20 protein-coding genes are annotated in these 23,932 nt (G+C 61.6%); 7 read left to right on the top strand and 13 right to left on the bottom strand.

Features of this window, described 5'->3' with window-relative positions; genetic code table 11:
• Positions 1–94: 94 nt before the first annotated feature.
• Together HU764_RS03220 and HU764_RS27915 are read left to right on the top strand one after the other, a co-directional pair.
• A complete protein-coding gene (locus HU764_RS03220) occupies positions 95–727 on the top strand; it encodes a Rossmann-fold NAD(P)-binding domain-containing protein (RefSeq protein WP_186703526.1) in 633 nt (210 codons plus the stop codon).
• Positions 718–2,025: an MATE family efflux transporter gene (locus HU764_RS27915; protein WP_186703525.1), complete on the top strand. Its 1,308-nt coding sequence runs from the start codon at positions 718–720 to the stop codon at positions 2,023–2,025. Before HU764_RS03220 ends, HU764_RS27915 begins: the two co-directional genes overlap by 10 nt.
• Positions 2,026–2,084: 59 nt before the next feature.
• On the opposite strand, the gene HU764_RS03210 is transcribed toward HU764_RS27915, so the two are convergent.
• Genes HU764_RS03210 through zwf form a run of 3 tightly spaced genes read right to left on the bottom strand, consistent with a single transcriptional unit; the run spans position 2,085 to position 4,952 of the window.
• Positions 2,085–2,765, bottom strand: coding sequence for a bifunctional 4-hydroxy-2-oxoglutarate aldolase/2-dehydro-3-deoxy-phosphogluconate aldolase (locus HU764_RS03210; RefSeq protein WP_099453051.1), 681 nt, complete (start codon positions 2,763–2,765; stop codon positions 2,085–2,087).
• Positions 2,766–2,782: 17 nt separating this feature from the next.
• Positions 2,783–3,496 (bottom strand): 6-phosphogluconolactonase, encoded by a 714-nt coding sequence (gene pgl / locus HU764_RS03205; protein WP_186675710.1) that lies wholly within the window; start codon positions 3,494–3,496, stop codon positions 2,783–2,785.
• Complete coding sequence (gene zwf, locus HU764_RS03200; protein ID WP_085272690.1) at positions 3,483–4,952, bottom strand: glucose-6-phosphate dehydrogenase; 1,470 nt, start codon at positions 4,950–4,952, stop codon at positions 3,483–3,485. Before zwf ends, pgl begins: the two co-directional genes overlap by 14 nt.
• 211 nt (positions 4,953–5,163) lie before the next feature.
• Between zwf and hexR the strand changes: the two genes are divergently transcribed.
• Positions 5,164–6,027, top strand: coding sequence for a DNA-binding transcriptional regulator HexR (gene hexR, locus HU764_RS03195; RefSeq protein ID WP_172960401.1), 864 nt, complete (start codon positions 5,164–5,166; stop codon positions 6,025–6,027).
• On the opposite strand, the gene HU764_RS03190 is transcribed toward hexR, so the two are convergent.
• The 10 genes from HU764_RS03190 to edd form a co-directional block, all read right to left on the bottom strand.
• A complete protein-coding gene (locus tag HU764_RS03190) occupies positions 6,020–6,874 on the bottom strand; it encodes a D-hexose-6-phosphate mutarotase (RefSeq protein ID WP_027595669.1) in 855 nt (284 codons plus the stop codon). The genes hexR and HU764_RS03190 overlap by 8 nt on opposite strands.
• 117 nt (positions 6,875–6,991) lie before the next feature.
• The gene (locus tag HU764_RS03185; RefSeq protein WP_099453047.1) at positions 6,992–8,335 is read right to left on the bottom strand and encodes a carbohydrate porin; all 1,344 of its coding nucleotides are present in this window, start codon (positions 8,333–8,335) and stop codon (positions 6,992–6,994) included.
• A 41-nt stretch (positions 8,336–8,376) separates the two neighbouring features.
• Positions 8,377–9,531, bottom strand: coding sequence for an ABC transporter ATP-binding protein (locus tag HU764_RS03180; protein WP_186675708.1), 1,155 nt, complete (start codon positions 9,529–9,531; stop codon positions 8,377–8,379).
• A gap of 3 nt (positions 9,532–9,534) precedes the next feature.
• Positions 9,535–10,380, bottom strand: a complete 846-nt coding sequence (locus HU764_RS03175; RefSeq protein ID WP_099428424.1) for a carbohydrate ABC transporter permease — start codon at positions 10,378–10,380, stop codon at positions 9,535–9,537.
• Positions 10,373–11,281, bottom strand: a complete 909-nt coding sequence (locus HU764_RS03170) for a carbohydrate ABC transporter permease (protein ID WP_027595665.1) — start codon at positions 11,279–11,281, stop codon at positions 10,373–10,375. Before HU764_RS03170 ends, HU764_RS03175 begins: the two co-directional genes overlap by 8 nt.
• A 189-nt stretch (positions 11,282–11,470) precedes the next feature.
• Complete coding sequence (locus HU764_RS03165) at positions 11,471–12,757, bottom strand: ABC transporter substrate-binding protein (protein ID WP_186703524.1); 1,287 nt, start codon at positions 12,755–12,757, stop codon at positions 11,471–11,473.
• A 145-nt stretch (positions 12,758–12,902) separates the two neighbouring features.
• Positions 12,903–14,357, bottom strand: a complete 1,455-nt coding sequence (locus HU764_RS03160; protein ID WP_027595663.1) for an ATP-binding protein — start codon at positions 14,355–14,357, stop codon at positions 12,903–12,905.
• On the bottom strand, positions 14,338–15,063 hold the full coding sequence (gene gltR / locus HU764_RS03155; protein WP_186675702.1) for a two-component system response regulator GltR: 726 nt from the start codon (positions 15,061–15,063) through the stop codon (positions 14,338–14,340). The genes HU764_RS03160 and gltR overlap by 20 nt, the downstream gene beginning before the upstream one ends.
• A 177-nt stretch (positions 15,064–15,240) precedes the next feature.
• Entirely contained in the window at positions 15,241–16,200 is a 960-nt protein-coding gene (locus HU764_RS03150; RefSeq protein WP_099453041.1) for a glucokinase, read from the bottom strand.
• A complete protein-coding gene (gene edd / locus HU764_RS03145; protein ID WP_085272682.1) occupies positions 16,197–18,023 on the bottom strand; it encodes a phosphogluconate dehydratase in 1,827 nt (608 codons plus the stop codon). Before edd ends, HU764_RS03150 begins: the two co-directional genes overlap by 4 nt.
• A gap of 263 nt (positions 18,024–18,286) precedes the next feature.
• Here edd and gap point away from each other — a divergent pair, with 263 nt between their 5' ends.
• The 4 genes from gap (at position 18,287) to HU764_RS03125 (ending at position 23,824) form a co-directional block, all read left to right on the top strand.
• Complete coding sequence (gene gap / locus HU764_RS03140) at positions 18,287–19,288, top strand: type I glyceraldehyde-3-phosphate dehydrogenase (RefSeq protein WP_027595659.1); 1,002 nt, start codon at positions 18,287–18,289, stop codon at positions 19,286–19,288.
• Positions 19,289–19,518: 230 nt separating this feature from the next.
• Positions 19,519–20,031, top strand: coding sequence for a sigma-70 family RNA polymerase sigma factor (locus HU764_RS03135; protein ID WP_186703523.1), 513 nt, complete (start codon positions 19,519–19,521; stop codon positions 20,029–20,031).
• Between the two features lie 91 nt (positions 20,032–20,122).
• Entirely contained in the window at positions 20,123–21,085 is a 963-nt protein-coding gene (locus HU764_RS03130) for a FecR domain-containing protein (protein WP_186675698.1), read from the top strand.
• A 150-nt stretch (positions 21,086–21,235) separates the two neighbouring features.
• Positions 21,236–23,824, top strand: a complete 2,589-nt coding sequence (locus tag HU764_RS03125) for a TonB-dependent receptor (RefSeq protein ID WP_186703522.1) — start codon at positions 21,236–21,238, stop codon at positions 23,822–23,824.
• Positions 23,825–23,932: the final 108 nt, after the last annotated feature.

Raw genomic sequence — 23,932 nt, 5'->3', positions numbered from 1 at the left:
TGGTCACAAAAAATACGAAAGTACTCGCATTTTCAAATCAGATGAACTTTTCAAATCAGTAGCATTTTCGCCTCACAAAATGGCAGAAAATGTCATGGTAGCAAACCTGATAGTTGCGAACCTGCCGTCATTCATACAGTCATGGAACTTACAGAAAAAAATGCTGGTAATAGGCTACGGGCGTATAGGCCGATCATTATGTCTGGGATTGAGGGCTCACGGCGCAAAATCAATATATCTTCTGGACCAAGATGCAACAAGACTTTTCATGGCTGCCACAGAGAATTTCCCCACACTAAACCGCTCAGATATGAATTCATATAACGATTTCTTTGATTATTGCTTTTCGATGTCCGGCGATAAAGGTACTGACTTTCAAGTAGCTCGCCTCTTAAAAAATAACTCCTGGATAACATTTGTCACTTCCTCAGATGATGAACTTTCCCCCGACCTAATCGAAGTGATTGACCTCCAAAACGGTATGTTACAAACTTCTACTAACAAGAAAATCAACATCATAAACCATGGGCACCCAATAAACCTAACAGACGGGGCAATATTTGACACGCGAAACCTTTCTCTTCACTTCACATTCACCAGAATCTTAATAATATGCCTTGAGTTCCTGGAACTCAGCTCGAAGCACCCTGTGCCGGACGATTTGTTTGACGACATAATTAAAGAAATCAAAACTCTAAATAGGCACGGGATCAATCAGTGGAAATAATAAAACTTGCGATACCCCTTACACTGTCGAGAATTGGGGAAATAATCTTATCTTTTCTTTATTTTTCTTTTATTGGCCATATCTTCGTAAACACGCTCGAAGAAGCTTCTATAGCTTGGGCTTTAGTTTCATTTCTCACTGTACTAGGCATAGGCTTCTTTTCTCCGCTAGTGGTAAGGGTGGCAGGTGCGTCCGTAAACAATAAGGCGCATAGCACTGCTTACTTACAAACTACCGCATCCTTACATTATGCCTTGGCAGGTGGCACTATAGTTGCCCTGCTCGCTTTCGCATTCCTACATGCATCTACACCCGCGGGAATAATATCAAATCACACTCCACTCTTACTGCTCACAAGCTTGCCTGCCATCTACATTCAAACTGTAATTTTCAACTTTTTCAATGCCACAGGCAAACCGAAACTCGAAATAATTTTTACGACCTCACTCAACTGCTCTCTACTTATATACATTACATTGACTCTCTGGCTTTCACCTTCCAATACTGTCTTAGATTTCATTGTCGCATACTCCACCCTTCGATGGATCCATGTCGGCTTCGTAGCAACCCTCTACTACCGTGAACTCAAGAAGCAAAACATTGCATTACCCAGTAATACTTCGAAACTCCTAAGATATAAAAACATCTTTAAAGATGGAGTACCTATGGCTGTGTGCTTCGCTGGCGAGAGCGCTGTCTACCTTATCATTACGCTGATCGCCAAAACTCAAGAAAATATAAGTCTACCTGCATACCAAGCCTCGCTTCACTTTATGACGTTTGTATACATGGTGTCGATTGGCAGCGCAACAGCGACAGGTATACTTACCGCACGAGACTACAAAAAAGAATTAAAGAGAAAATTCTGCATTGACTTTCGAAACGGCATGATCTGTGGGGCAGTTTTACTCATGCCACTGATAACTGCATGCCTCTTTTTCGGTGACTTTATCGCAAGCCTCTACACGTCCGACCCTGAAATAAAACTGGACATAGCAAAATGCCTGACTGCGTCAACACCTTTCTTAATATGTGAGTACATCTACATCGTTACTCGCTCCACACTTAGAAGCATGCTTGACTTTTGGATCCCCACACTAATGAGCATAGCCTCATTAAATTTTATCGGAATTGGTTTAATTTATAGCTTAATTGATACCTCACCTGATCCACTGCTTTTTATCTACTATTCTTTATCCTTCTCATCTTTTATTCTAATGCTTCTGCTGCTTTGGCGCTTTCGAGCTAAGTACAACCAGTTTTCCTGCAACTGCGCACAACGCATGAGGGAAGATTAACCCCCCAAAAAAAGGGGCGCCGACCAAGCGCCCCATAAGCCGTAAAGCACACAACAAATTCAGTTAGCGTCCAACAACGCCATCGCCTCAGCACTGCACGCCTCGATCCGCGCCCAGTCGCCGTTCTTGATCCAGCTGCTGTCGAGCATCCAGGTGCCACCCACGCACATCACATTGGGCAGCGCCATGTAGTTGCGCACATTGGCCGGGTTTACCCCGCCAGTCGGGCAGAAGCGAATGTCGCCAAACGGGCCGCCAAACGCCTTGATCGCGGCCACGCCACCGCTGATTTCCGCCGGGAACAGCTTGAACCGGCGATAGCCCAGGGCGTAGCCCATCATGATCTCGGACGGCGTACTGATACCCGGCAGGAGCGGGATATCGCTTTGCACACCGGCTTCGAGAATGTCCTGGGTAATGCCCGGGGTCACCACGAACTGCGCGCCAGCCGCTTCGACTGCCGCGAACATGCCGCGATCGAGCACAGTACCGGCACCAATGCACAGCTCTGGGCGCTGCTCGCGCAGCACCTGAATGGCCTTCAGGCCGTGCTGGGAACGCAGGGTCACCTCAAGGGTACGAATGCCGCCCGCAGCCAAGGCGTCGGCCAGCGGCAGGATGTCTTCCTCACGGGCGATGGTGATCACCGGCAGGATGCGCGCCTTGTCGCAGATCGCGTCGATCCGGGCGGCTTTGTCGGCCATCGAGAGCAGAGTCTGTGGGCGTTCAAGGGTGGTCATGACAGTGGATCCTTGGCTCATGGGCACCAGTAGATGTCCAGGGGGTCGTGAAGAAAGGCGCGTATCGGCATTTCGGTAAGGTCTTCGCCCGCCAGCGCGGCGCGCAGGGTAGCGAGTTTGCCCTGGCCTTGCACGGACAGCGCGGTAAACGCGGCACTGGCCAGCAAGGCGCGGGTCATCGACAGGCGCTGATGCGGCACGCTGGGCGCCAGCATCGGCAGGCAGCGACGGGAGCTGTTTGGGGCCAGGCCGTCGTCCAGGTTGGGGCTGTTCGGGAACAGCGAAGCAGTATGGCCGTCGTCGCCCATGCCCAGCACCAACACGTCGATGGCGGGCAGGTCTGCCAGCGCCTGGTCGGCGTTGGCGGCGGCGCGCTCAAGATTTTCAGCCTGCTGATACAGGCCCATGAAGCGTGCCTTGGCGGCAGTGCCCTTGAGCAGGTGGCGGGCCAGCAGGCCAGCATTGCTGTCGGCATGCTCCACCGGCACCCAGCGCTCATCCGCGAGGCTCACGGTGACCTTCGACCAGTCCAGCGCCTCGGCGGCCAAGCGCTCGAGAAACGGCACCGGGCTGCGCCCACCGGACAACACCACGCAGGCCTGGCCTTTGGCGGCAATTGCCACCCGCAGGCGCTCGGCCACATCCCGGGCCAGCGTTGCGGCCAGGGTCTTGGCATCCGCCAGTTCGTGCGCCTTCACCGCCGCCGGCAGTTGCAGTTCAGATATCGCCATACCACGCCCTCCCATCTCGTGTGATCAGTGCAATCGAGCTCATCGGCCCCCAGGAGCCCGCCGCGTAAGGCTTGGGCGCATCACCTGCGCTTTGCCAGCCGGCGATCAACTGGTCGCACCATTTCCAGGCATATTCAATTTCATCCTTGCGCACGAACAGGTTCTGGTTGCCGCGCATCACCTCGAGCAACAGGCGTTCGTAGGCATCCGGAATCCGCGCGCTGCGCCAGGCATCGGAAAAATTCAGCTGCAACGGGCCGCTGCGCAGTTGCATGCCCTTGTCCAGGCCTTGCTCCTTGGTCATCACCCTTAAAGAAATACCTTCGTCCGGTTGCAGACGGATGATCAGCTTGTTACCCACCTGCAAACGTTGTTCCGGGGCGAAGATGTAGTGCGGTGTTTCCTTGAAGTGGATGACGATCTGCGACAGCTTCTGCGGCATGCGCTTGCCGGTGCGCAGGTAGAACGGCACGCCCGACCAGCGCCAGTTGCGGATATCGGCGCGCAGGGCAACGAACGTCTCGGTGTCGCTCTGCGCGTTGGCGTTGTCTTCTTCCAGATAACCGGGCACCGGTTTGCCGTCGCTGTAACCGGCAATGTACTGGCCACGCACCACACGGGTGCTCAGCCCTTCGCCGGTGATCGGTGCCAGGGCCTTGAGCACCTTGACCTTCTCGTCGCGAATGCTGTCGGCTGAAAGTTCGCTGGGCGGGTCCATGGCGATCAGGCACAACAACTGCAGCAGGTGGTTCTGGATCATGTCACGCAGCTGGCCGGCCTTGTCGAAATAGCCCCAGCGGCCTTCGATGCCGACCTTTTCGGCCACGGTGATCTCCACATGCGAGATCGAATTCTGGTTCCACTGGGTTTCGAACAGGCTGTTGGCAAAGCGCAGCGCGATCAGGTTCTGCACCGTCTCCTTGCCCAGGTAGTGGTCGATGCGGTACACCCGGTTCTCGGGGAAGAACCGTGCCACGGCATCGTTGACCCGGCGCGACGACTCCAGGTCGTGGCCGATCGGTTTTTCCAGCACCACCCGGGTACGGGAGGCCAGGCCAGCTCTGTCGAGGTTCTCGCAGATGGCACCATAAACGGCCGCCGCCGTGGCGAAATAGGCAATCAAGGGCAGCTCGCCCGGCGACTGCTCAGCCAGCGCCTGGTAGCCCTCGGGCTGGAGAAAATCCAGGTGCTGGTAGCTCAACCGGCCGAGGAAGCGGCCCAGTGTCGCGGGCTCAAGGTCCGCGTCGGGGACATGCCGGCGCAAATGCGCTTCGATGGTGCTCAGGTGGTCCTGCGCACTGCCGCTCTCGCGGGCCAGCGCCAACAGACGCGTGTCCGGGTGCAGCAGGTCGGCGCGGTCGAGCTGGTAAAGCGCAGGAAACAGCTTGCGCAATGCCAGGTCGCCCAGGGCGCCAAACAGGGCAAAGGTGCAAGGTTCGACACTGATCGCAGCCATGATGTTGGTTCTTTCCTAAAGTTGGTCTAGGAATACCGCTTTCACATACGGTTTTCAAGGGGTAATGTAGTAAAACTAACAACATTACCGACGAGTATTACAGACAAGTGGTGCGCCACACGCACCGACAGTACGATAGACGACCGTGCAAAAGGCCTGCTGCTCCGTCAGCCGGCTGTCTTCCCGACCCAAGGACACACCCATGGACCGCGTGCGAAACCTCCTGGAACAGATCCAGGGACGCCTCGACGAGCTGAACAAGGCCGAACGCAAAGTCGCCGAAGTCATCCTGCTCAACCCACAACAAGCCACCCGGTTCAGCATTGCTGCGCTGGCCCAGGCGGCCAAGGTCAGCGAACCGACCGTCAACCGCTTCTGCCGTTCGTTCGGCGTCAGCGGCTACCCCGAGCTCAAGCTGCAACTGGCGCAGAGCCTGGCCAGTGGCGCTGCCTATGTCAGCCGCGCGGTCGAGGCCGACGATGACCCTGCCGCCTACACCCAGAAGATTTTCGGCAGCGCCATCGCCTCGCTCGACAGTGCCTGCCAGCAACTCGACCCGCAGCAGGTCAGCCGCGCCGTGGACATGATGATCCAGGCCCGGCAGATCCACTTCTTCGGCCTGGGTGCCTCGGCCCCCGTGGCGCTGGACGCCCAGCACAAGTTCTTCCGCTTCAACCTGGCGGTGTCGGCCCACGCCGACGTGCTGATGCAACGCATGCTGGCCTCGGTGGCCCACACCGGCGACCTGTTCGTGATCATCTCCTACACCGGCCGTACCCGTGAGCTGGTCGAGGTGGCACGCGTGGCCCGCGAAAACGGCGCCTCGGTACTTGGCCTGACCGCTGCCGGCTCGCCGCTGGCCCAGGCCTGCAGCCTGAGCCTGCACATTCCGTTGCCAGAAGACACCGACATCTACATGCCGATGACCTCGCGGATCATCCAGCTGACCGTGCTCGACGTGCTGGCCACCGGCATGACCCTGCGCCGCGGCGTGGACTTCCAGCCGCACCTGCGCAAGATCAAGGAAAGCCTCAACGCCAGCCGCTACCCGATCGAGGACGACGAGCTCAACTGAGCCGGTGCGCCTGCAAACGCAAGTGGGCACGCTGCCCCGGGGCCAGGCTGAGGCCCTCGCCACTGCCACTGGCGGCTTCGACACAAACAAAGCCCAGGCACTCGCGACCGCTCACGCCCATCAGCGGGCGATTGCCCGGGTGCCAGACCACGGTATCGTCGCTGTCACCGGTATCGATGCACAGCTCCCGCTGCCAGGCCGGGTCCTGTAGCTGCACCCGCGGGGTGCCCGGGTACACTTTCTGGCAGCCGCCCTTGAGCTTCAGCGCGCCATCTTCGCGGCAGGCCTGGCGGTTCAGGCGGTCGTAACCTTCGATATCCTCAAGCCCAGACAGCGCTATCTCGGACACGTCACTGATACGCCAGTACGCCAGCAGCGCATGGCTCAGCTGGCAGGGTTCGCTGTCCTGGTGCTCGGTGCTCAGGCTCAGCTCCATACGGCTGCCCAGCCGCGCATGCAGGTCGACTTGCCAGTCGCACAGGTCCAACCGCCACTTCAGCGTCACACCCTCTTCATCCTCGCGGCTGTCCACCAGCTTCCAGTCGAGCAGGCGCGCCCAGCCATGGGCCGGCCACAAGTCTTCGCTGGGGTGGCGGCCATACCAGGGCCAACACACCGGCACACCGCCACGAATGGCCCCCACTTGCGGCCACTGTTCGGCGCACCACAGCCAAGGCCGTTCGCCGGCCGGTTGAAAGTGCAGCAACTGCGCACCCTGCCGGCTGAATACCGCCTGGCAACGGGGGTGGTCGATGATCAGCACATCGCGCTGCTGGTAACGCTCCCACTCGAACGTCGGCCGGGGCCGTTGCGAGGAAAAGAAGCGATGTAGCGGATGTTCGGGCATGGTTCAGAGCTCTTGTTGTTTGAGATAGCGCTGTCTCGGCCTATCCCCGACAACCACTGCAAGCCAGTGGATGCCGGGAGCCGAAAATGGATTGGCGTAAATTTACAACAAATGCCCTCAGAATGACGACTGAATCTTCAAGCCCGCGACCAGCGCGTTATCCACCTCATCCACACCACCGGGGCTCTTGATGTACTGAAGGTTCGGGCGCACCGTCAGCCAGTTGGTGACGTGGAAGCCGTAATAGAGCTCGGCGTTGTACTCGGTGCGCTGCAGCGGCACGAAGCCTGGGTTGTCGTAGTCGTTGATGCCGCTCTGGCCATTGAGCAGCTCGGCGCGCTTCTTCACGTCGTCGTTGACGTGGATCCGCGCGACGCCAAAGCCGATGTCATCCTTGGGCCGAGCATCGAAGGCGCCCTTGTACACCAGGCCGACCTGCTGGTAGTTGTCGACCACGTTGGTGGCCTTGTCGTGCACGGTAAAGTTGGCGAACAGGCTGAGGCCACGGTTGACGTCACCGCCGTGGGCCGTGACCTGCTGCTGCGCCACCACCCACCAACCGTGCTTGCTCGAATGCGACTTGAAAGCCGCGCCCGTCAGGGCCTGCGGGTTGCCATTGACGTCGTCGTACACGTCGTCGGCCTTGGCCGTGCTGTAGTAGTAACCCAGGCGGTATTCACCCGGCAGGCCATTGACCTTGGGCGACCACACCGCCTCCACCGGCAGGATCGCACCCTTGGTGCCGCTGCCGCTGAGTTTGAAGCCGTTACCGGTTTCAAGGTTCGAGGGGTTTTGCTCGAAGGCGCCGACCTGGACGAAGAATTCCGGCGTGATGTTGTACTTGACCCGCAGCGCCCACTGGCTGACCGGCCAGTTGTACCAGATGCCACCCACCCAGTTACCTACCTGCGAGCCGCAGAACGCCAGGTTCTGGAAGTCGCAGGGGAAGCTGTTGAAGTCCTCGCCTTCGCCGAAGCGGCCGAACTTGACGTCTAGCGCCCCGTCGAAGTACTTCTGCTTGACCCACATCTGCGTCAGCCGCCAGGTCTGGCCGCGCCCCCACACTTCCTGCACCGAGCTGAATTGCCCGGCACGCGGGTCGCTGATGCGGTCGTTGGACAGGTTGCGGCCGCTGCGCTCGGTGATCGCCAATTTGAATTCGGCATCGTGCCAACCCAGGATCTTCTGCAAGTCCAAGTGCGCGCCAAGGGCAAACTGGTCGCTGTAGCGCGCCGTCTTGTCGTCGTTGTAGCCGCCGTTGAGGTTACCGGCCACTTCGCCGACGTAGTCGAGGGTGAAGTCGTAGCCTTTTTCCAGCAGCTCGGTGCGGGTGCCGCCCCAGTCGCCGGTCATCCATTTTGACTCGCTGGAGAAAGCCTCGGCGGCCTGCGCCCCACTGCTGCCCACCACGGCAAGCAAGGCCAATGAGCCCAAGGTCTTGATGCGATTGCGCTGTTCCATCCCTTTGCGTCCTCTTTTTTCTTATTGATGGTGTAGACGATTCAACGGCTCTTGAAGTGAGTCACGTTGTCCTTCACTGAAGCGTTGGCGGTGCTCACGTCCAGGCGCTCACCGCTGGCGGCGTCGAACAGCAGCACCCGCGCCGGGTCGAATTGCAGGTTGAGGCTGTCGCCAACCCGGCACGCCACATCCGGGGCCAGGCGGCAGCAGACCTTGGTCTGGTTGAGGGTGACGAACACCAGCAGGTCAGGCCCGGTGGGCTCGGTCACCTGCACGTCGGCGCGAATGCCGGGCAGGCCGTTGCCCTCCCCCGTGCCAAGGGCGATCTGCTCGGGGCGGATGCCGAGGATGATCTCGCGCCCGTCCAATTCATCACTGGCCAGGCCCAAGGGCAGCTCGCAGCGCGCTTGGCCGCTGTCGAGCAGCGCCAGCAGGCGCCCCTCTTGCCGGGCCAGGCGAGCTGGGATGAAGTTCATCGGCGGCGAGCCGATGAAGCTGGCGACGAACTGGTTGGCCGGGTCGTTGTAGATCTGCTGCGGGGTGCCGAACTGCTGGATGATGCCGTCCTTCATTACCGCCACTTTGTCGCCCAGGGTCATGGCTTCGATCTGGTCGTGGGTGACATACACCGTGGTGGTCTTCAGGCGCTGGTGCATCAGTTTCATTTCGGTGCGCATCTCGACCCGCAGCTTGGCGTCGAGGTTGGAAAGCGGTTCGTCAAACAGGTAGATCTTCGGCCGCCGCGCCAGCGCCCGGCCCATGGCCACACGCTGCTGCTGGCCACCGGACAACTGCGCCGGCTTGCGCGCCAGCAGGTGCTCGATCTGCAGCAGCTTGGCCACCCGCGCCACCTCTTCGTCGATGGCAGCCTGGGGCATCTTGCGAATCTTCAGGCCAAACTCGATGTTCTCGCGCACGCTCATGGTCGGGTACAGCGCGTAGGACTGGAACACCATGGCGATGTCCCGGTCCTTGGGGCTCATGCCGCTGACGTCCTGGTCATCGATCAGGATCGCGCCGCCGCTGATGTGCTCGAGGCCGGCGATGCAGTTCATCAAGGTCGACTTGCCACAGCCCGAAGGGCCGACCAAGATCAGGAACTCGCCGTCCTTGATCGACAGCTGGATGTCCTTGAGGGTGTCCGGCAGGCCGCTGCCGTAGGTCTTGTTCACATTGCGAAGTTCAAGCGTTGCCATGACTTACCCCTTGACGGCGCCGGCCGTGAGGCCGCGGACGAAATACTTGCCTGCCACCACATAGACCAGCAGGGTTGGCAGGCCGGCGATCATCGCCGCCGCCATGTCGACGTTGTATTCCTTGGCCCCGGTGCTGGTGTTGACCAGGTTGTTGAGGGCCACGGTGATCGGTTGCGAGTCGCCGCTGGAGAACACCACGCCGAACAGGAAGTCGTTCCAGATCTGGGTGAACTGCCAGATCAGGCAGACCATGATGATCGGTGTCGACATCGGCAGGATGATGCGGCGGAAAATGGTGAAAAACCCGGCACCGTCCAGGCGCGCGGCCTTGACCAGCGCATCGGGGATGCTCACGTAGAAGTTGCGAAAGAACAGCGTGGTGAAGGCCAGGCCGTAGACCACGTGCACCAGCACCAGGCCACCGGTGGTGCTGGCCAGGCCGAGCTTGCCGAGGGTGAACGAGGCTGGCAGCAGCACGGTCTGGAACGGCAGGAAGCAGCCGAACAACAGCAAACCGAAGAACAGCTGCGAACCGCGGAAGCGCCACATCGACAACACATAGCCATTCAGCGCGCCAATGGCCGTGGAGATCAGCACCGCCGGTACGGTGATCAAGATCGAGTTCCAGAAGTAACCACTGACGGTACCCCAGGCCTTGACCCAGCCAATGCCGCTGACCACCGTCGGCCAGCTCAGCAGGTTGCCGGTGCTGATGTCTTCCGGGGTTTTGAAGCTGGTCAGCAGCATCACCACCAGCGGTACCAGGTACAGCACCACCGCAAGCAGCAGTACCGCGTGGATGGCCAGGCGGCCGAGGCTCAGCGCCGGTTTGTCAGCAGGGCTATGCATGGCGTTTGCTCCGCAGCTCCGAGTACAGGTAAGGCACGAGGATCGCCAGGATCGCCCCGAGCATGAGGATGGCGCTGGCCGAGCCCATGCCCATCTGGCCGCGGCTGAAGGTGAACGAATACATGAACATCGCTGGCAGGTCAGAGGAGTACCCCGGGCCACCGGCGGTCATTGCCGCCACCAGGTCGAAGCTCTTGATGGCGATGTGCGAGAGGATCATCAGCGCACTGAAAAACACCGGACGCAGGCTTGGCAGCACCACGGTCCAGTAGATGCGCGGCAGGCTGGCGCCGTCCATCTGGGCGGCGCGGATGATCGACTGATCGACGCCACGCAGGCCCGCCAGGAACATCGCCATGATGAAGCCAGAGGCCTGCCACACCGCGGCGATCACCAGGCAGTACACCACTCGGTCAGGGTCGATCAGCCAGTCCAGGCGAAAACCTTCCCAGCCCCAGTCGCGCAGCAATTTGTCCAAGCCCATGCCGGGGTTGAGCAGCCACTTCCAGGCGGTGCCGGTGACGATCATCGACAGGGCCATGGGGTACAGGTAGATAGTGCGGATGAAGCCTTCGCGGCGGATGCGCTGGTCCAGCAGCACCGCCAGCAACACGCCAATGGCGAGACTGATGGCGATGAACAGGCCGCCGAACAGCAGCAGGTTCTTGCTCGCCACCCACCAGCGGTCGTTGTCGAACAGCCGCGCGTACTGCGCCAAACCCGCCCACTTGTAGGTGGGCAAGAACGTCGAGGTGGTGAACGACAGCACGAAGGTCCACAGGATGTAGCCGTAGAAGCCGACCAGGACGATGAACATGCTCGGTGCCAGTACCAGTTTGGGTAGCCAGCGCTGGAGAGCGTCCAGGGGTGAGGCCCGCAATTGGGCGGTGGTTGTGGTCATAGATCACCTTAAAGGCGTTGCTCACTTGTGTAGGAGCGGCCTTGCGTCGCGAAAGGGCTGCGCAGCAGCCCCACGGGTAGCCTGCACGCTCTGTCGGGTTGTCTTTTTCTTGAGGGCCTGGGGCTGCTACGCAGCCCTTCGCGACGCAAGGCCGCTCCTACAAGAGCAATGCGCCTGATTTGGAATTGGCTATTGGGCGGCCTTGATCGCCGCTGCCAACTTCTTCGCCGCGTCGGCCGGATCGGCCTTGGGGTCGTTGATGTAGTTGGTCACCACATCGAAGAAGGCGCCCTGCACGGCCAGCGTGGTGGCCATGTTGTGCGCCATGCTCGGCTGCAGGCCGCCGGTCTTGGCGTCAGCCAGGAAGTCCTTGGCCGAGGTCTGGGCGCAGGCGTCGAAGCCGTACGCGCCCATGTCGGCGAGCATGTCGTTACGCACCGGGATCGAGCCTTTGTTGGTGCTGAACACCTTCTGGAAGTCCGTGCCCAGCACCTTCCTGGCGATGTCCTGCTGGCCGGCCGCCGTGCCGGGGTCCTTCTGCTTGAACACCACCAGCGAGTCGATGTTGTACAGGAAGCCATTGCTCGTGCCGGGGAACGGCACGCACTGGTAGTCTTTGCCCGCGACCTTGTTGGCCAAGGTCCACTCGCTCTTGGCCCAGTCACCCATGATCTGCATGCCGGCCTTGCCGTTGATGACCTTGTTCGCCTCTAGGTTCCAGTCCTGGCCTTTGCCGTCAGGGTCCATGTAGGTGGCGATCTTCTTCAGCTCGGTCAACGCCTTGATCATGTCCGGGCCGGTCAGTGTGGCGCTGTCCAAGTCGACCATGGCCTTCTTGTAGCCTTCCACGCCCATCACCGAGAGCGCCACGCTTTCGAAGACAGTGCTGTCCTGCCACGGCTGGCCACCGTGGGCGAGCGGGATGAAGCCGGCCGCCTTGAGCTTGTCGGCGGCGGCGTAGAATTCGTCGAGGGTCGCGGGCGCTTTTTCGATGCCGGCCTTTTTGAAGACCTCAGGGTTGATCCACAGCCAGTTGGTGCGGTGGATGTTGACCGGCACGGCGACGTAGTCACCGTCGTACTTGACGACGTTAGCGACTTTCTGGTCGAGCAGGCTGTCCCATTTTTCGTCCTTCGCTACGTCCTTCAGCACGTCGCTGTCGAGCAGGCCGGTCGCGGCCCAATCCTGGATATCGGGGCCTTTGATCTGCGCGACACCTGGCGGGTTGCCGGCCACCGCGCGGCTTTTCAGCACGGTCATGGCCGTGGCACCGCCACCGCCGGCAACTGCACCGTCCTTCCAGGTAAAACCATCTTTCTCGACTTGCGCCTTGAGCACATCGACAGCGGCCTTTTCACCACCGGAGGTCCACCAGTGCACGACCTCGACATTGCCTTTGGCATCGGCAGCGAGGGCGCTGAGCGGGAACAGAGAAGCGAGGGAAATCGCGGCAGCGAGACGGAGCGTGGAATTCATCGAAGCACCTTTCTTGTTGTTATGCCGTGCAAGTCGGTCGCTTGCGTTGCATGCAGTCTAAGCGGCGTAGCCGACGCGCCAGGTAACGAAGCGATGCGCGAATGTCATCGTTTGGTGACATTCGCGGGGATACCCGCACACACGCTCACTCCAGCCCTCGCGGCAGATACAACGTGACCCGCAAACCACCCTCGCGCAGGTTGAGCAAGCTCACTTCACCGCCATGGCTATGGGCGATGTTGCGCGCAATCCCTAAGCCCAACCCGTACCCCTGCTGCTGCCCGGCCAGCCTGAAGTGCGGCTCGAACACCTGCTCCATCTGCTGCTGCGGCACCCCCGGCCCGTGGTCATCGACCTGCAGGACAAAGCCCTCGGCGCTGTCGATAACCCGCAACCGCGCGCGCTCGCCGTACTTGATGGCGTTGTCGATCAGGTTGCCGATGCAGCGGCGCAACGCCAGCGGCTTGCCCGGGTAGGGCGCCAGCGCTTGGCCCTCCACCGTGATGCGGCCATCGCCAAGGTAAGGCTCGGCCAGGATGTCCAGCACCTGGTTAAGGTCGACCGGCTCGATGTTCTCGTGGATATCGGTGTCTTTCACACACTGCAACGCGCCTTTGACCAACAGCTCCAGCTCATCCAGGTCTTGGCTGAACTTGGCCTGCAGGCGCTCGTCTTCCAGCAGTTCGACGCGCAGGCGCAAGCGCGTGATGGGCGTACGCAGGTCATGGGAAATAGCGCTGAACAGCTGGCTGCGTTCGGTCAGGTAGCGGCTGATACGCTCGCGCATGCTGTTGAAGGCCCGGCCGACTTCAACCACCTCGCTGCCCCCGCCTTCGGCCACGGGGGCCACATCGGCGCCCAGCGACAACTCCCGCGCAGCGCGCGCCAGGCGCTTGAGTGGCCAGCTTTGCCAGTGCACCAACAGGCCGATGAACAGCAACAGCAAGGCGGTGGTGAGCACAATGAAACCGATCTGCTGGCGGGGCAGGCGCTCGGCCTCAAGGCCGGTGTAGGGCTCGGGCAGCAGCGAGGCGATGTACAGCCACTCACCCTCGCCCAGGCGGATCTGTGTCACCAGTACGGGTGGGTTGAGCGGCTCTAGGGTCAGCGAATAATGCGCCCAGGAACGTGGCAGTTCATCGAGTTTCAGGCCACTGTTGAAAATGCGCAGGTCATCAGGGGCGACGAACGCCACGCTGACTTCCATCTGCGGCCCCAAGCGTTCGTGCAGCACCTGCTGGAACACCTCGATCACCGCCTGCTTGCGTGGGGTGACGGGCAGCACCGGCATGTCCAGCGGCTTGTCGTTGAGCGACACGAAAAAGCGCGTGCCACCCATGCTGCGCAGCTGGTCGAGCACCATCGGCCGGTAGGCCACGGGCAGCGACCGGAAGTAGCTGACGCTGGCACTCATCGAATGGGCCAGGCTGCTGGCACTGGCGCGCAGGCCTTGTAACTGGCTGGCACGCAGTTGAGCGACCCAGATGACACTGGACAAGCCTTGGGCCAGCAGCACCACCAGCAAGGTCAGCAACAGCATGCGCCCCAGCAGCGAGCGAGGCAGCAGGCGCCAGCGCCGCTCAGGAAGCGCAGCAGACATGGGCAGCCAGCAGGTAGCCACTGCCACGCACGGTGCGGATCAGCCGTGGTGGTTTTTCGGTGTCGCGCAGACGCTGGCGCAGGCGGCTGACCGCCATGTCGACGATACGGTCAAGCGGCATCGGTTCACGCCCTCGGGTGGCATTGCCAATGGTGTCGCGGTCGAGGATTTGCTGGGGGTGATCGAGAAACAGTTTCAGCAGGGCGAAATCGGCACCCGACAGGATCACCTCTTCGCCATCGCGGTGAAACAGGCGGTGGCTGACCGTGTCCAGGCGCCAGTCATCAAAGGCCAGCACGGCACTGCTCGGCGCCGCCTGGCCGAACTCGGCACGGCGCAGCAAGGCCTTGATCCGCGCCTGCAGTTCACGCGGGCTGAACGGTTTGCCGAGGTAGTCGTCGGCGCCCAGCTCCAGGCCGATGACCCGGTCGGCTTCGTCAGAGCTGGCGGTGAGCATGATGATCGGCACCCGCGCTTGACGCGGGTGTTGACGCACCCAGCGGCACAGGCTGAAGCCATCTTCATCGGGCAGCATCACATCGAGAATGACCAGGTCGCAGGGCGTGTTTTCCAGGGCCTGACGAAAGCCCCGCCCGTCGGCCTCGGCGTGTACCTGGAAGCCGGAACGGCTCAGGTAGGTTTGCAGCAGTTCGCGGATTTCCTGGTCGTCGTCGACCATCAGGATCGATTTTCCGGCAGTGCTCAAGATGGTCCGTCCTCTTGTTGTGTGCAGGTCTTTTTGCCTGCTGTCGGGTATTGCCATTGGGGCTGCTTTGCAGCCCTTCGCAGCACAAGGCTGCTCCTACAGGAACCACGCCATCAGTGATCCAGCGCCATCCTGTAGGAGCAGCCTTGTGCTGCGAAGGGCCGCAAAGCGGCCCCATCAGTGATCCAGCGCCTGCTGTAAAGCCACCCCGGCCCCCAGCAGCCCCGAAAACTCCGCCGTCACCAACCACACCGGCACCCCGGCAAAATACCCACTCATGCAGCCCTTGTCGGCAAAGCTCGTGGCAAACCCACTGCGCAGGAACAGCTCGGCAAACCGAGGGATCACCCCCCCGACAATATAAACCCCACCGCGCGCGCCCAAGGTCAGCACATTGTTACCCGCCACGCGGCCCAGAAAGCGGCAGAACTGCTCGACCACCGCCAACGCCCGCGGCTCACCGCCCAGGGCGGCATCGGTAATCTGCGCCGGGGTCTTGTGGCGCGGCGTGTCGCCATCCAGTGCGCACAGGGCTTGATACAAGCGCACCAGGCCTGCGCCACTGAGCACGGTCTCAGCACTGACATGGCCAATCTGGCTGTGAATCTGTTGGTGGATCGCGGCCTCGCGGGCATTGCCCACCGGCAGGTCGACATGCCCACCTTCACCGGGTAGCGCCTGCCAGTGCTGCTCGCCAAGGCGCAGCAGGCTGCCGACACCCAGCCCGGTACCGGGCCCGATTACCAGCGCAGGCCGCAGCGGGTCGGCATGGCCAGGGCACACCTCGTGAAACTCGCCCGCTTGCAGGCGGGTCATGCCCAGCGCCATGGCCGAGAAGTCGTTGATCAGCATCAGCCGCTCAACCTGCAGCGTGTTGCAGAACGCACGGCGGCTCAGGCGCCAATGGTTGTTGGTGAAGCGAAACTCATCGCCATCGACCGGCCCGGCCACCGCCAGGCACACCGCCGACAGGCCACCCCGGGCAATGCCCTGATCCTTCAGGTAGGCCTCGATGGCCTGCTCAGGGCTTGTGTAGTCCGCGGTGGCGAATACCTTCACCTGGTACAGCTGGTTGTCACGCCACAACGCAAAACGGGCATTGGTGCCACCGATGTCGCCAACCAGCAAGTCCTTCATTTGAGGTTCTCCAAAGCCGAGGTAAAGGCGCTGGCGCCCTGCTCGGCCGGGCTGAACGCCATGCGCATGAAGCCGAACAGCTCGCGCCCGCAACCCAGGTCATTGCCTTGGGGGGCGGGTGGCAGGTCACGGCTGGCCAGTTCTTCGGCCGATACCTTCACCTGCAGCGTGCCGGCGACGCCATCGACCCGCACGATATCACCCTCGCGCACGCGCGCCAGCGGGCCGCCATCGTAGGCTTCGGGGCACACGTGGATGGCGGCCGGGATCTTGCCCGACGCGCCCGACATGCGCCCATCGGTCACCAACGCCACTTTGTAGCCGCGGTCCTGCAGCACGCCCAGGAACGGCGTCAGCTTGTGCAGCTCGGGCATGCCGTTGCAACGCGGCCCCTGGAAGCGCACCACGGCGACGAAGTCGCGCTCCAGCTCACCAGCCTTGAAGGCATCGGCCAGCGACTGCTGGTCGTGGAAGATCCGCGCCGGGGCCTCCACCACCTGGTGTTCGGGGGCAACGGCGGAGACTTTCATCACACCACGCCCCAGGTTGCCTTCCATCACCCGCAGGCCCCCTTCGGCCGAGAACGGCCGCGCCGCTGGGCGCAGAATGCTTTCGTCCAGGCTCTGCGTCGGCCCTTCGCGCCAGACCAGCTTGCCGTTGTCGAGGAACGGCTCTTGGGTATAACGGCGCAAGCCATGGCCTGCCACGGTGTTGACGTCTTCGTGCAGCAAGCCGGCATCGAGCAGCTCGCGAATCAGGAAAGCCATACCGCCGGCGGCCTGGAAGTGGTTGATGTCGGCCTTGCCGTTGGGGTAGACGTGAGACAGCGTCGGCACCACTTCGGACAGGTCGGCCATGTCTTGCCAGGTCAACTGGATGCCTGCCGCCTGGGCGATCGCCGGCATGTGCAAGGTGTGGTTGGTGGAGCCGCCGGTGGCGTGCAAGGCAACGATCGAGTTGACCAGCGCCTTCTCGTCGACGATCTCGCCCAGCGGCATGAAGCTGCCACTGGCCTTGGTCATGCGCGTGACCTGCTGCGCCGCCTCGGCGGTGAGCGCGTCACGCAATGGCGTGTAAGGGTTGACGAACGAGGCGCCCGGCAGGTGCAGCCCCATCACTTCCATCACCAGCTGGTTGGTGTTGGCGGTGCCGTAGAAGGTGCAGGTGCCTGGGCTGTGGTAGGAGTTCATCTCCGATTCCAGCAGTTCTTCGCGGCTGGCCTTGCCTTCGGCGTATCGCTGGCGCACGTCGGCCTTCTGCTTGTTGGAGATGCCCGACAGCATCGGGCCACCTGGCACGAAAATGGTCGGCAAGTGCCCAAAGCGCAGCGCACCCATCATCAGGCCGGGGACGATCTTGTCGCAGATGCCGAGCATCAGCGCGGCGTCGAACATGTTGTGCGACAGGGCAACAGCGGTGGACATGGCGATCACTTCACGGCTGGCGATGGCCAGCTCCATGCCCGGCTCGCCCTGGGTCACGCCATCGCACATGGCCGGCACTCCGCCGGCGAACTGGCCAACCGAGCCGACGTCGCGCAGGGCCTGTTTGATTTGTTCGGGGAAGTGCTGGTACGGCTGGTGGGCCGAGAGCATGTCGTTGTAGGCGGAGACGATGGCGACGTTGGCCGCGTTCATCAGGCGCAGGCTCTGCTTGTCCTGCGCGCCACAACCGGCGACGCCGTGGGCGAAGTTGGCGCACTGCAAGCTGGCACGCATGGGTCCGTCACTGGCCGCGCCGCGAATCAGCTGCAGGTAGCGTTCACGGGTGGCACGGCTGCGTTCGACCAGCCGTTGGGTGACCTCAAGGATGCGCGGGTGCATGTACTGGACTCCAGGCTAACTGTAGGGGCGGCTTACCGGGCATTTCCCCTCCAAACGATTGCGACCTAGGCTCTAGGAAAGGGCCTGGAGGTCTCGCTGGGGTGGCCTGCCCGACCACTCGTTGTATATTTAAACAAAATACTGCCACTAAAAAGGCTTGTTTTCTATCTGATAGTGAATAATCTTGTAATTCCAACAACAAAACCGTTTCAGTGAAGCCCCTTTGTGCCACAGGCCTCACTCGAACCGCCAGAGGTAATGCCATGACCCTTCGCATCGCCATCAATGGATTCGGCCGCATTGGGCGTAATGTCCTCCGCGCACTGTATACCCAAGGCTACCGCCAGGACCTGCAGGTCGTCGCCATCAACGACCTGGGCGACAGCGCCATGAACGCCCATCTGCTCAAGTACGACAGCGTGCACGGCACCTTCGACGCCAGCGTCGAAGCCGATCATGAAAGCCTGACGGTCAATGGTGACCGCATCGCAGTCAGTGCCATCCGCAACCCGGCCGAACTGCCCTGGAAGGCCGAAGCGATCGACGTGGTGTTCGAATGCACCGGGCTGTTTACCGAACGCGCCAAGGCCGCCGCGCACCTCGCCGCCGGGGCTGGCAAAGTGATCGTCTCGGCGCCAGCCAAAGGTGCCGATGCCACCGTGGTGTACGGGGTCAACCACGACGTGCTGCGCGCTTCGCACCAGATCATTTCCAATGCCTCCTGCACCACCAACTGCCTGGCGCCCATCGCCCAGGTGCTGCATCGCGAGTTCGGCATCGAGCAGGGCCTGATGACCACCATCCATGCCTACACCAACGACCAGGTACTGACCGACGTCTACCACAGCGACCCCTACCGGGCGCGCTCGGCCACCCAGTCGATGATCCCCAGCAAGACCGGCGCCGCCGAAGCCGTAGGCCTGGTGCTGCCGGAGCTGGCCGGCAAGCTGACCGGCATGGCGGTACGAGTACCGGTGATCAACGTGTCGCTGGTGGACCTCACCGTCAACCTCAAGCGCGAAGCCAGCGCCGACGAAGTCAACCAACTGTTCCTGGAGGCCAGCCGGCATTCCAGAGTATTGGGCTACAACGCGTTGCCTTTGGTTTCCTGCGATTTCAACCACAACCCGTTATCGTCGATCTTCGATGCCAACCATACCCGGGCCAATGGGCGGATGCTCAAGGTGCTGGCCTGGTATGACAATGAATGGGGCTTCTCTAACCGGATGCTGGATAACTGCCTGGCGTTGTGCAGCGCCCAGTAAGCCAGCGGCATACGTTTCCCTGTAGGAGCAGCCTTGTGCTGCGAAGAGGCCGGTACAGCCCAGCATTTTCGGGGCGTCTACCGGCCTCTTCGCAGCACAAGGCTGCTCCTACAGCGGGAGGCGCTAGGTTGGGTTAATCACAATCTTTACCATTTCTAAACACTTCCAGACTTGACCTTTGGTACAGATGATAAGCATTATCATTAACCTTTCGTCGGCCAGGTCCCCCCGTGAGTCAGTCCCGGTTCAACTCCGTCTTCCTCGTCCAACGCCTGACCCTGCTGCGCACCCTGCAACGCATGGTGGGCAACCCCAGCACGGCCGAGGACCTGCTGCAGGAAACCTATCTGCGGGTGTCCCGTGCCTTGAGTGAGCGGCCCATCGAGCATATCGAACCCTTCGTGTTCCAGACTGCGCGCAACCTGGCCCTCGACCACCTGCGCGCACGCCGGGTGCAAGCACGCATGTTGGTCGATGACGTGCCCGACGAGGTGCTGCACAGCATTGCCGCCCCTGCCAGCAGCAGCGAAGACGCCGCCCACGCCGAGCAGTTGCTCGAGCACCTCAGCGTCAGCCTCAACCAACTCAGCGATCGCCAGCAGCGCATCTTCATCCTCAGCCGCCTGCATGGCGCCACCTACCTGGAAATCGCCGAGCAATTGAACGTCTCGGCCAGCACGGTTCAGAAGGAACTGAAACTGATCATGGCGATCTGCATGGGCGTCGCCGACCGCCTCAAGTGAAACGACCACCGGCCCGCCAGGCAACGCAAAGCGCTTGCCACACCCCGCCTTAGCCTTGATCATTCGTGAATAACCCTTTCAAGGATTCACCGTGACCGACCACCCCGCCCCTCGCCCGACACCCGCCGGGCTCAATGCCCGTGCCCGTGCCAGGGACGAGGCGCTGGACTGGCTGGTACGCCTGCAATGCGCCGATGCACAGGACACCCAGGCCTTCGAAGCCTGGCTCAGCGCCGCACCGGAAAACGCCGAAGCCTACGTTGAAGCAGAAGCGCTGTGGAATGGCATGCCGCTGCACCAGGCTGCCGTGCAACTGCATCAGGGCCAGCGTCGGTCGTTGCGCGGGCGCCTGCGCAGCCACTGGAAGCCCTTGGCCACCGCTGCGGTGCTACTGGTCGGCCTGTTCACCCTCGGCAACCTGCCCATGCGCCTGCAGGCCGACCACCTGACCGTCGTCGGTGAGCGCCAGCGCCTGCAGCTGGACGACGGCGCAAAAGTGCTGCTCAACACCAATTCGGCGTTTGCCAGCGACCTGCGCGAAGGGCGTCAGGTGGCCCGTCTGCTCCAGGGCGAGGCCTACTTCCAGGTCCCTGAGGGCGGGCAAGTGCCGCTCGAAGTCCAGGCCGGCCCTTTGCGCGCCCAGGTGCGTGATACCGACTTTGCCGTGCGTTACCTGGACGGCGAAGCCCAGGTGCGGGTACAGCGCGGTGACGTTGACCTGCAGGCCTCAAGTGACCAGCGCATCCGCCTCAGTGCCGGCGACAGCATCAGCGTCGGCCCTCAGGGCTTTGGCCAGCGACAGCGCGCAGACATGCAAAAGGACCTGGCCTGGGTCGATGGCCGCCTGGTATTCGAGAACTGCCCGTTGAGCCAGGTGCTGGCCGAGGTCAGGCGCTACTACCCCGGCTGGATCATCAACCGTAACGCCGGCCTCGAAGACGTTGCGGTGACCGGCAACTATCGCCTCGACCAACCGTTGGAAACCCTGCGTGCCTTAGCCCACATCACCTCTGCCCGGCTGCATGAATACCCCGCGGTGGTCATCCTCAACTGAGTGACCGCTGCATCCCTTGCCTGCGCGATAAATTATTTTTACGCGATCGCGCTGCCCCGCCCGTCTCGTTATAGCCAATGCAACTGATTCTTGTTTGAAAACAAGAACGGTCATCACCTATAACGGTTCGCGCGTCAGGGAGCGCTTTCGATGTCCACAGGTCCAACTCGCCCGTCCACACTTTCCCGCCGTACAGGGCAATTGTCCCTGCTGAGCCTGGCCCTGCTCGCCTGCGGCGCCTGCAGCCTGCCAGCCCTGGCCGCCGAACCTGCCCAGGCCAGCAGCCCGCGCATGGGCGACTATCGCTTCAGCATCGGCCAGCAGCCGCTGGTCTCGGCCATCAATGCCTTCAGCCAGGTGACCGGCTGGCAAGTCGGTTTCAGTGCCGAGTTGGCCGATAACGTGGCCTCGCCAGGGGTGCAAGGCGCGCTGCCACCAGAAGCTGCGCTCAAGCGCCTGCTCAAGGGCACGGGCCTAGGCTATCGCAAGATCAGTAACGGCAATGTGGTGCTCGAACGCCAGACCACGGGCAATGTCATCGCCCTGCAGCAGGTGACTGTCAGCGCCACGCGCAGCGCCCAGGACGTCAGCCAGGTGCCGAGCACCGTCAGCGTGCAGACCCGCGAGCAACTGGATCGGCAAAACGTCAACAACATTCAGGACCTGGTGCGTTACGAGCCGGGGGTTTCGGTGGCGGGTACCGGCCAACGCAGCGGCCTGAACGGTTACAACATCCGCGGCATCGACGGTGAGCGGATCCTCACCCAGGTCGACGGCGTGTCGATCCCCGACAGCTTCTTCTACGGCCCTTACGCCCAGACCCAGCGCAACTATGTCGACCCCGAAATCGTCAAGCGCGTGGAGATCCTGCGCGGCCCGGCGTCGGTGCTGTACGGTAGCAACGCCATCGGCGGTGCGGTGAGCTACTTCACCCTCGACCCAGACGACATCATCAAACCCGGCAAGGACGTCGGCGCCCGCTTGAAGACCGGTTACAGCTCGGCCGACGAAAGCTGGCTGACCTCCGCCACCGTTGCCGGCCGCCAGGGCGACGTCGATGGCTTGCTGCACCTGAGCCAGCGCAACGGCCACGAGACCGAATCGTACGGTGGCCACAGCGGTGACGGCCTGGCCCGCACCGAAGCCAACCCGCAGGACGCGCGCACCACCAACGTGCTGGCCAAACTGGGCTGGAACTACGCCGACGACGCACGTCTGGGGTTCACCTACGAGCGTTACAAGGATGACCGCGACCAGAATATTCTCAGTGCGGTGGGTGGGCCGTTCATTCCAGGTTTCGGCGGCATGGGTTACTACAAGGCACGCAGTGGTAACGACACCATCACTCGCGAGCGCTTCGGCATCAATCATGAATTTGGCCTGGACTCGCTGGTAGCCGACCACATGAAGTGGAGCCTGAACTACCAGATCGCCAAGACCGACCAGCACACCGAGGAAGTCTACGCACCACCTGGCCGTCAGGTTCTGCGCACCCGCGACACCACCTACAAAGACCGCCAGTGGGTGTTCGATGCCCAGCTGGACAAGGCCTTCAGCATCGGTGCGACCGACCATTTGCTGACCTATGGCACCACCCTCAAGCACGAGAAGGTCACCGGATCGCGCAGTGGCACGGGCACCTGCCTGGCGGTTGGCTCAGGTTGCTCCGCCGCCGGTGCAGACCGCCCGGCAGACGGCCAGGTCCTGGTCAGCGACTTCCCGGACCCGACCGTGAACACCTACAGCCTGTTCGTCCAGGACGAAATCCGCTGGAACAACTGGACCTTCCTGCCCGGCGCCCGCTACGACTACACGCACATGGAGCCCACGTTCACCGACGCCTTCCTGCGTGGCCTGGAGTCTACCGGCACGGCGCCTACCTCCCAGGACAACTCGGACAAGAAGTGGCACCGCGTCTCGCCCAAATTCGGCCTGACCTACGCCTTCAACGACAACTACACCTGGTACGGCCAGTACGCCGAAGGCTTCCGCACCCCGACCGCCAAGTCCATGTACGGCCGCTTCCAGAACCTAGAACAAGGCTACCGCGTAGAGGGCAACCCGGGGCTTGAGCCTGAGAAGAGCAAAAGCTACGAAACCGGCCTGCGCGGCAACTTCGATGCCGGTAACTTCGATGTGGCGGTGTACTACAACAAGTACCGCGACTTCATCGACGAAGACGCCGTGCAAAGCGCCAACCTGGAGCAAACCTTCCAGGCCAACAACATCAAGCACGCCACCATCAAGGGCGCCGAGGTCAAGGGCCGCCTGAACCTGGATCACTTCGGTGCGCCGCAAGGCCTGTACACCCAGGGCTCGATTGCCTACACCTACGGCCGCAACGATGACACCGGCCAGCCATTGAACACCGTCAACCCGCTCAAGGGCGTGTTCGGCCTGGGTTACGAACAGCAGAACTACGGCGGCCTGTTGAGCTGGACGCTGGTCAAGCGCAAGACCCGCGTGGACGACACCCACTTCTACGCGCCCGACGGTTCGAGCAGCAAGTTCCGCACCCCGGGCTATGGTGTGCTGGACCTGACCGGCTTCTACAAGGTGACCGACGACGTCACCATCAACGCCGGCCTGTACAACCTTGCCGACAAGAAGTACTGGCAGTGGGATTCGGTGCGCAGCTACGACGGCCAGGGTGAAGCGGCTGTGACCCAACCGGCCAACATGGACCGCCTGACCATGCCGGGGCGTAACTTTGGAATCAATGTGGTGTGGGATATCTGAGGTAGGCCTTGGGTGCTATAGCGCCTATGAGACCGAGCGCCGCCCGCGCGGCGCTCGATTTCCCAGGCGCTACACCACTCAATGCCCACACCAGAAAACCCCAGTTTT

Source organism: Pseudomonas kermanshahensis (genome assembly GCF_014269205.2).
GTDB lineage: Bacteria > Pseudomonadota > Gammaproteobacteria > Pseudomonadales > Pseudomonadaceae > Aquipseudomonas > Aquipseudomonas kermanshahensis.
This window is presented reverse-complemented; position numbering and strand designations above follow the sequence as displayed.

Coding starts and splice junctions, on each gene's coding strand:
- HU764_RS03220 (WP_186703526.1), top strand. CDS start 95: ATGGTAGCAAACCTGATAGTTGCGAACCTGCCGTCATTCATACAGTCA.
- HU764_RS03210 (WP_099453051.1), bottom strand. CDS start 2,765: ATGACCACCCTTGAACGCCCACAGACTCTGCTCTCGATGGCCGACAAA.
- pgl (WP_186675710.1), bottom strand. CDS start 3,496: ATGGCGATATCTGAACTGCAACTGCCGGCGGCGGTGAAGGCGCACGAA.
- zwf (WP_085272690.1), bottom strand. CDS start 4,952: ATGGCTGCGATCAGTGTCGAACCTTGCACCTTTGCCCTGTTTGGCGCC.
- HU764_RS03190 (WP_027595669.1), bottom strand. CDS start 6,874: ATGCCCGAACATCCGCTACATCGCTTCTTTTCCTCGCAACGGCCCCGG.
- HU764_RS03185 (WP_099453047.1), bottom strand. CDS start 8,335: ATGGAACAGCGCAATCGCATCAAGACCTTGGGCTCATTGGCCTTGCTT.
- HU764_RS03180 (WP_186675708.1), bottom strand. CDS start 9,531: ATGGCAACGCTTGAACTTCGCAATGTGAACAAGACCTACGGCAGCGGC.
- HU764_RS03175 (WP_099428424.1), bottom strand. CDS start 10,380: ATGCATAGCCCTGCTGACAAACCGGCGCTGAGCCTCGGCCGCCTGGCC.
- HU764_RS03170 (WP_027595665.1), bottom strand. CDS start 11,281: ATGACCACAACCACCGCCCAATTGCGGGCCTCACCCCTGGACGCTCTC.
- HU764_RS03165 (WP_186703524.1), bottom strand. CDS start 12,757: ATGAATTCCACGCTCCGTCTCGCTGCCGCGATTTCCCTCGCTTCTCTG.
- HU764_RS03160 (WP_027595663.1), bottom strand. CDS start 14,357: ATGTCTGCTGCGCTTCCTGAGCGGCGCTGGCGCCTGCTGCCTCGCTCG.
- HU764_RS03150 (WP_099453041.1), bottom strand. CDS start 16,200: ATGAAGGACTTGCTGGTTGGCGACATCGGTGGCACCAATGCCCGTTTT.
- edd (WP_085272682.1), bottom strand. CDS start 18,023: ATGCACCCGCGCATCCTTGAGGTCACCCAACGGCTGGTCGAACGCAGC.
- gap (WP_027595659.1), top strand. CDS start 18,287: ATGACCCTTCGCATCGCCATCAATGGATTCGGCCGCATTGGGCGTAAT.
- HU764_RS03125 (WP_186703522.1), top strand. CDS start 21,236: ATGTCCACAGGTCCAACTCGCCCGTCCACACTTTCCCGCCGTACAGGG.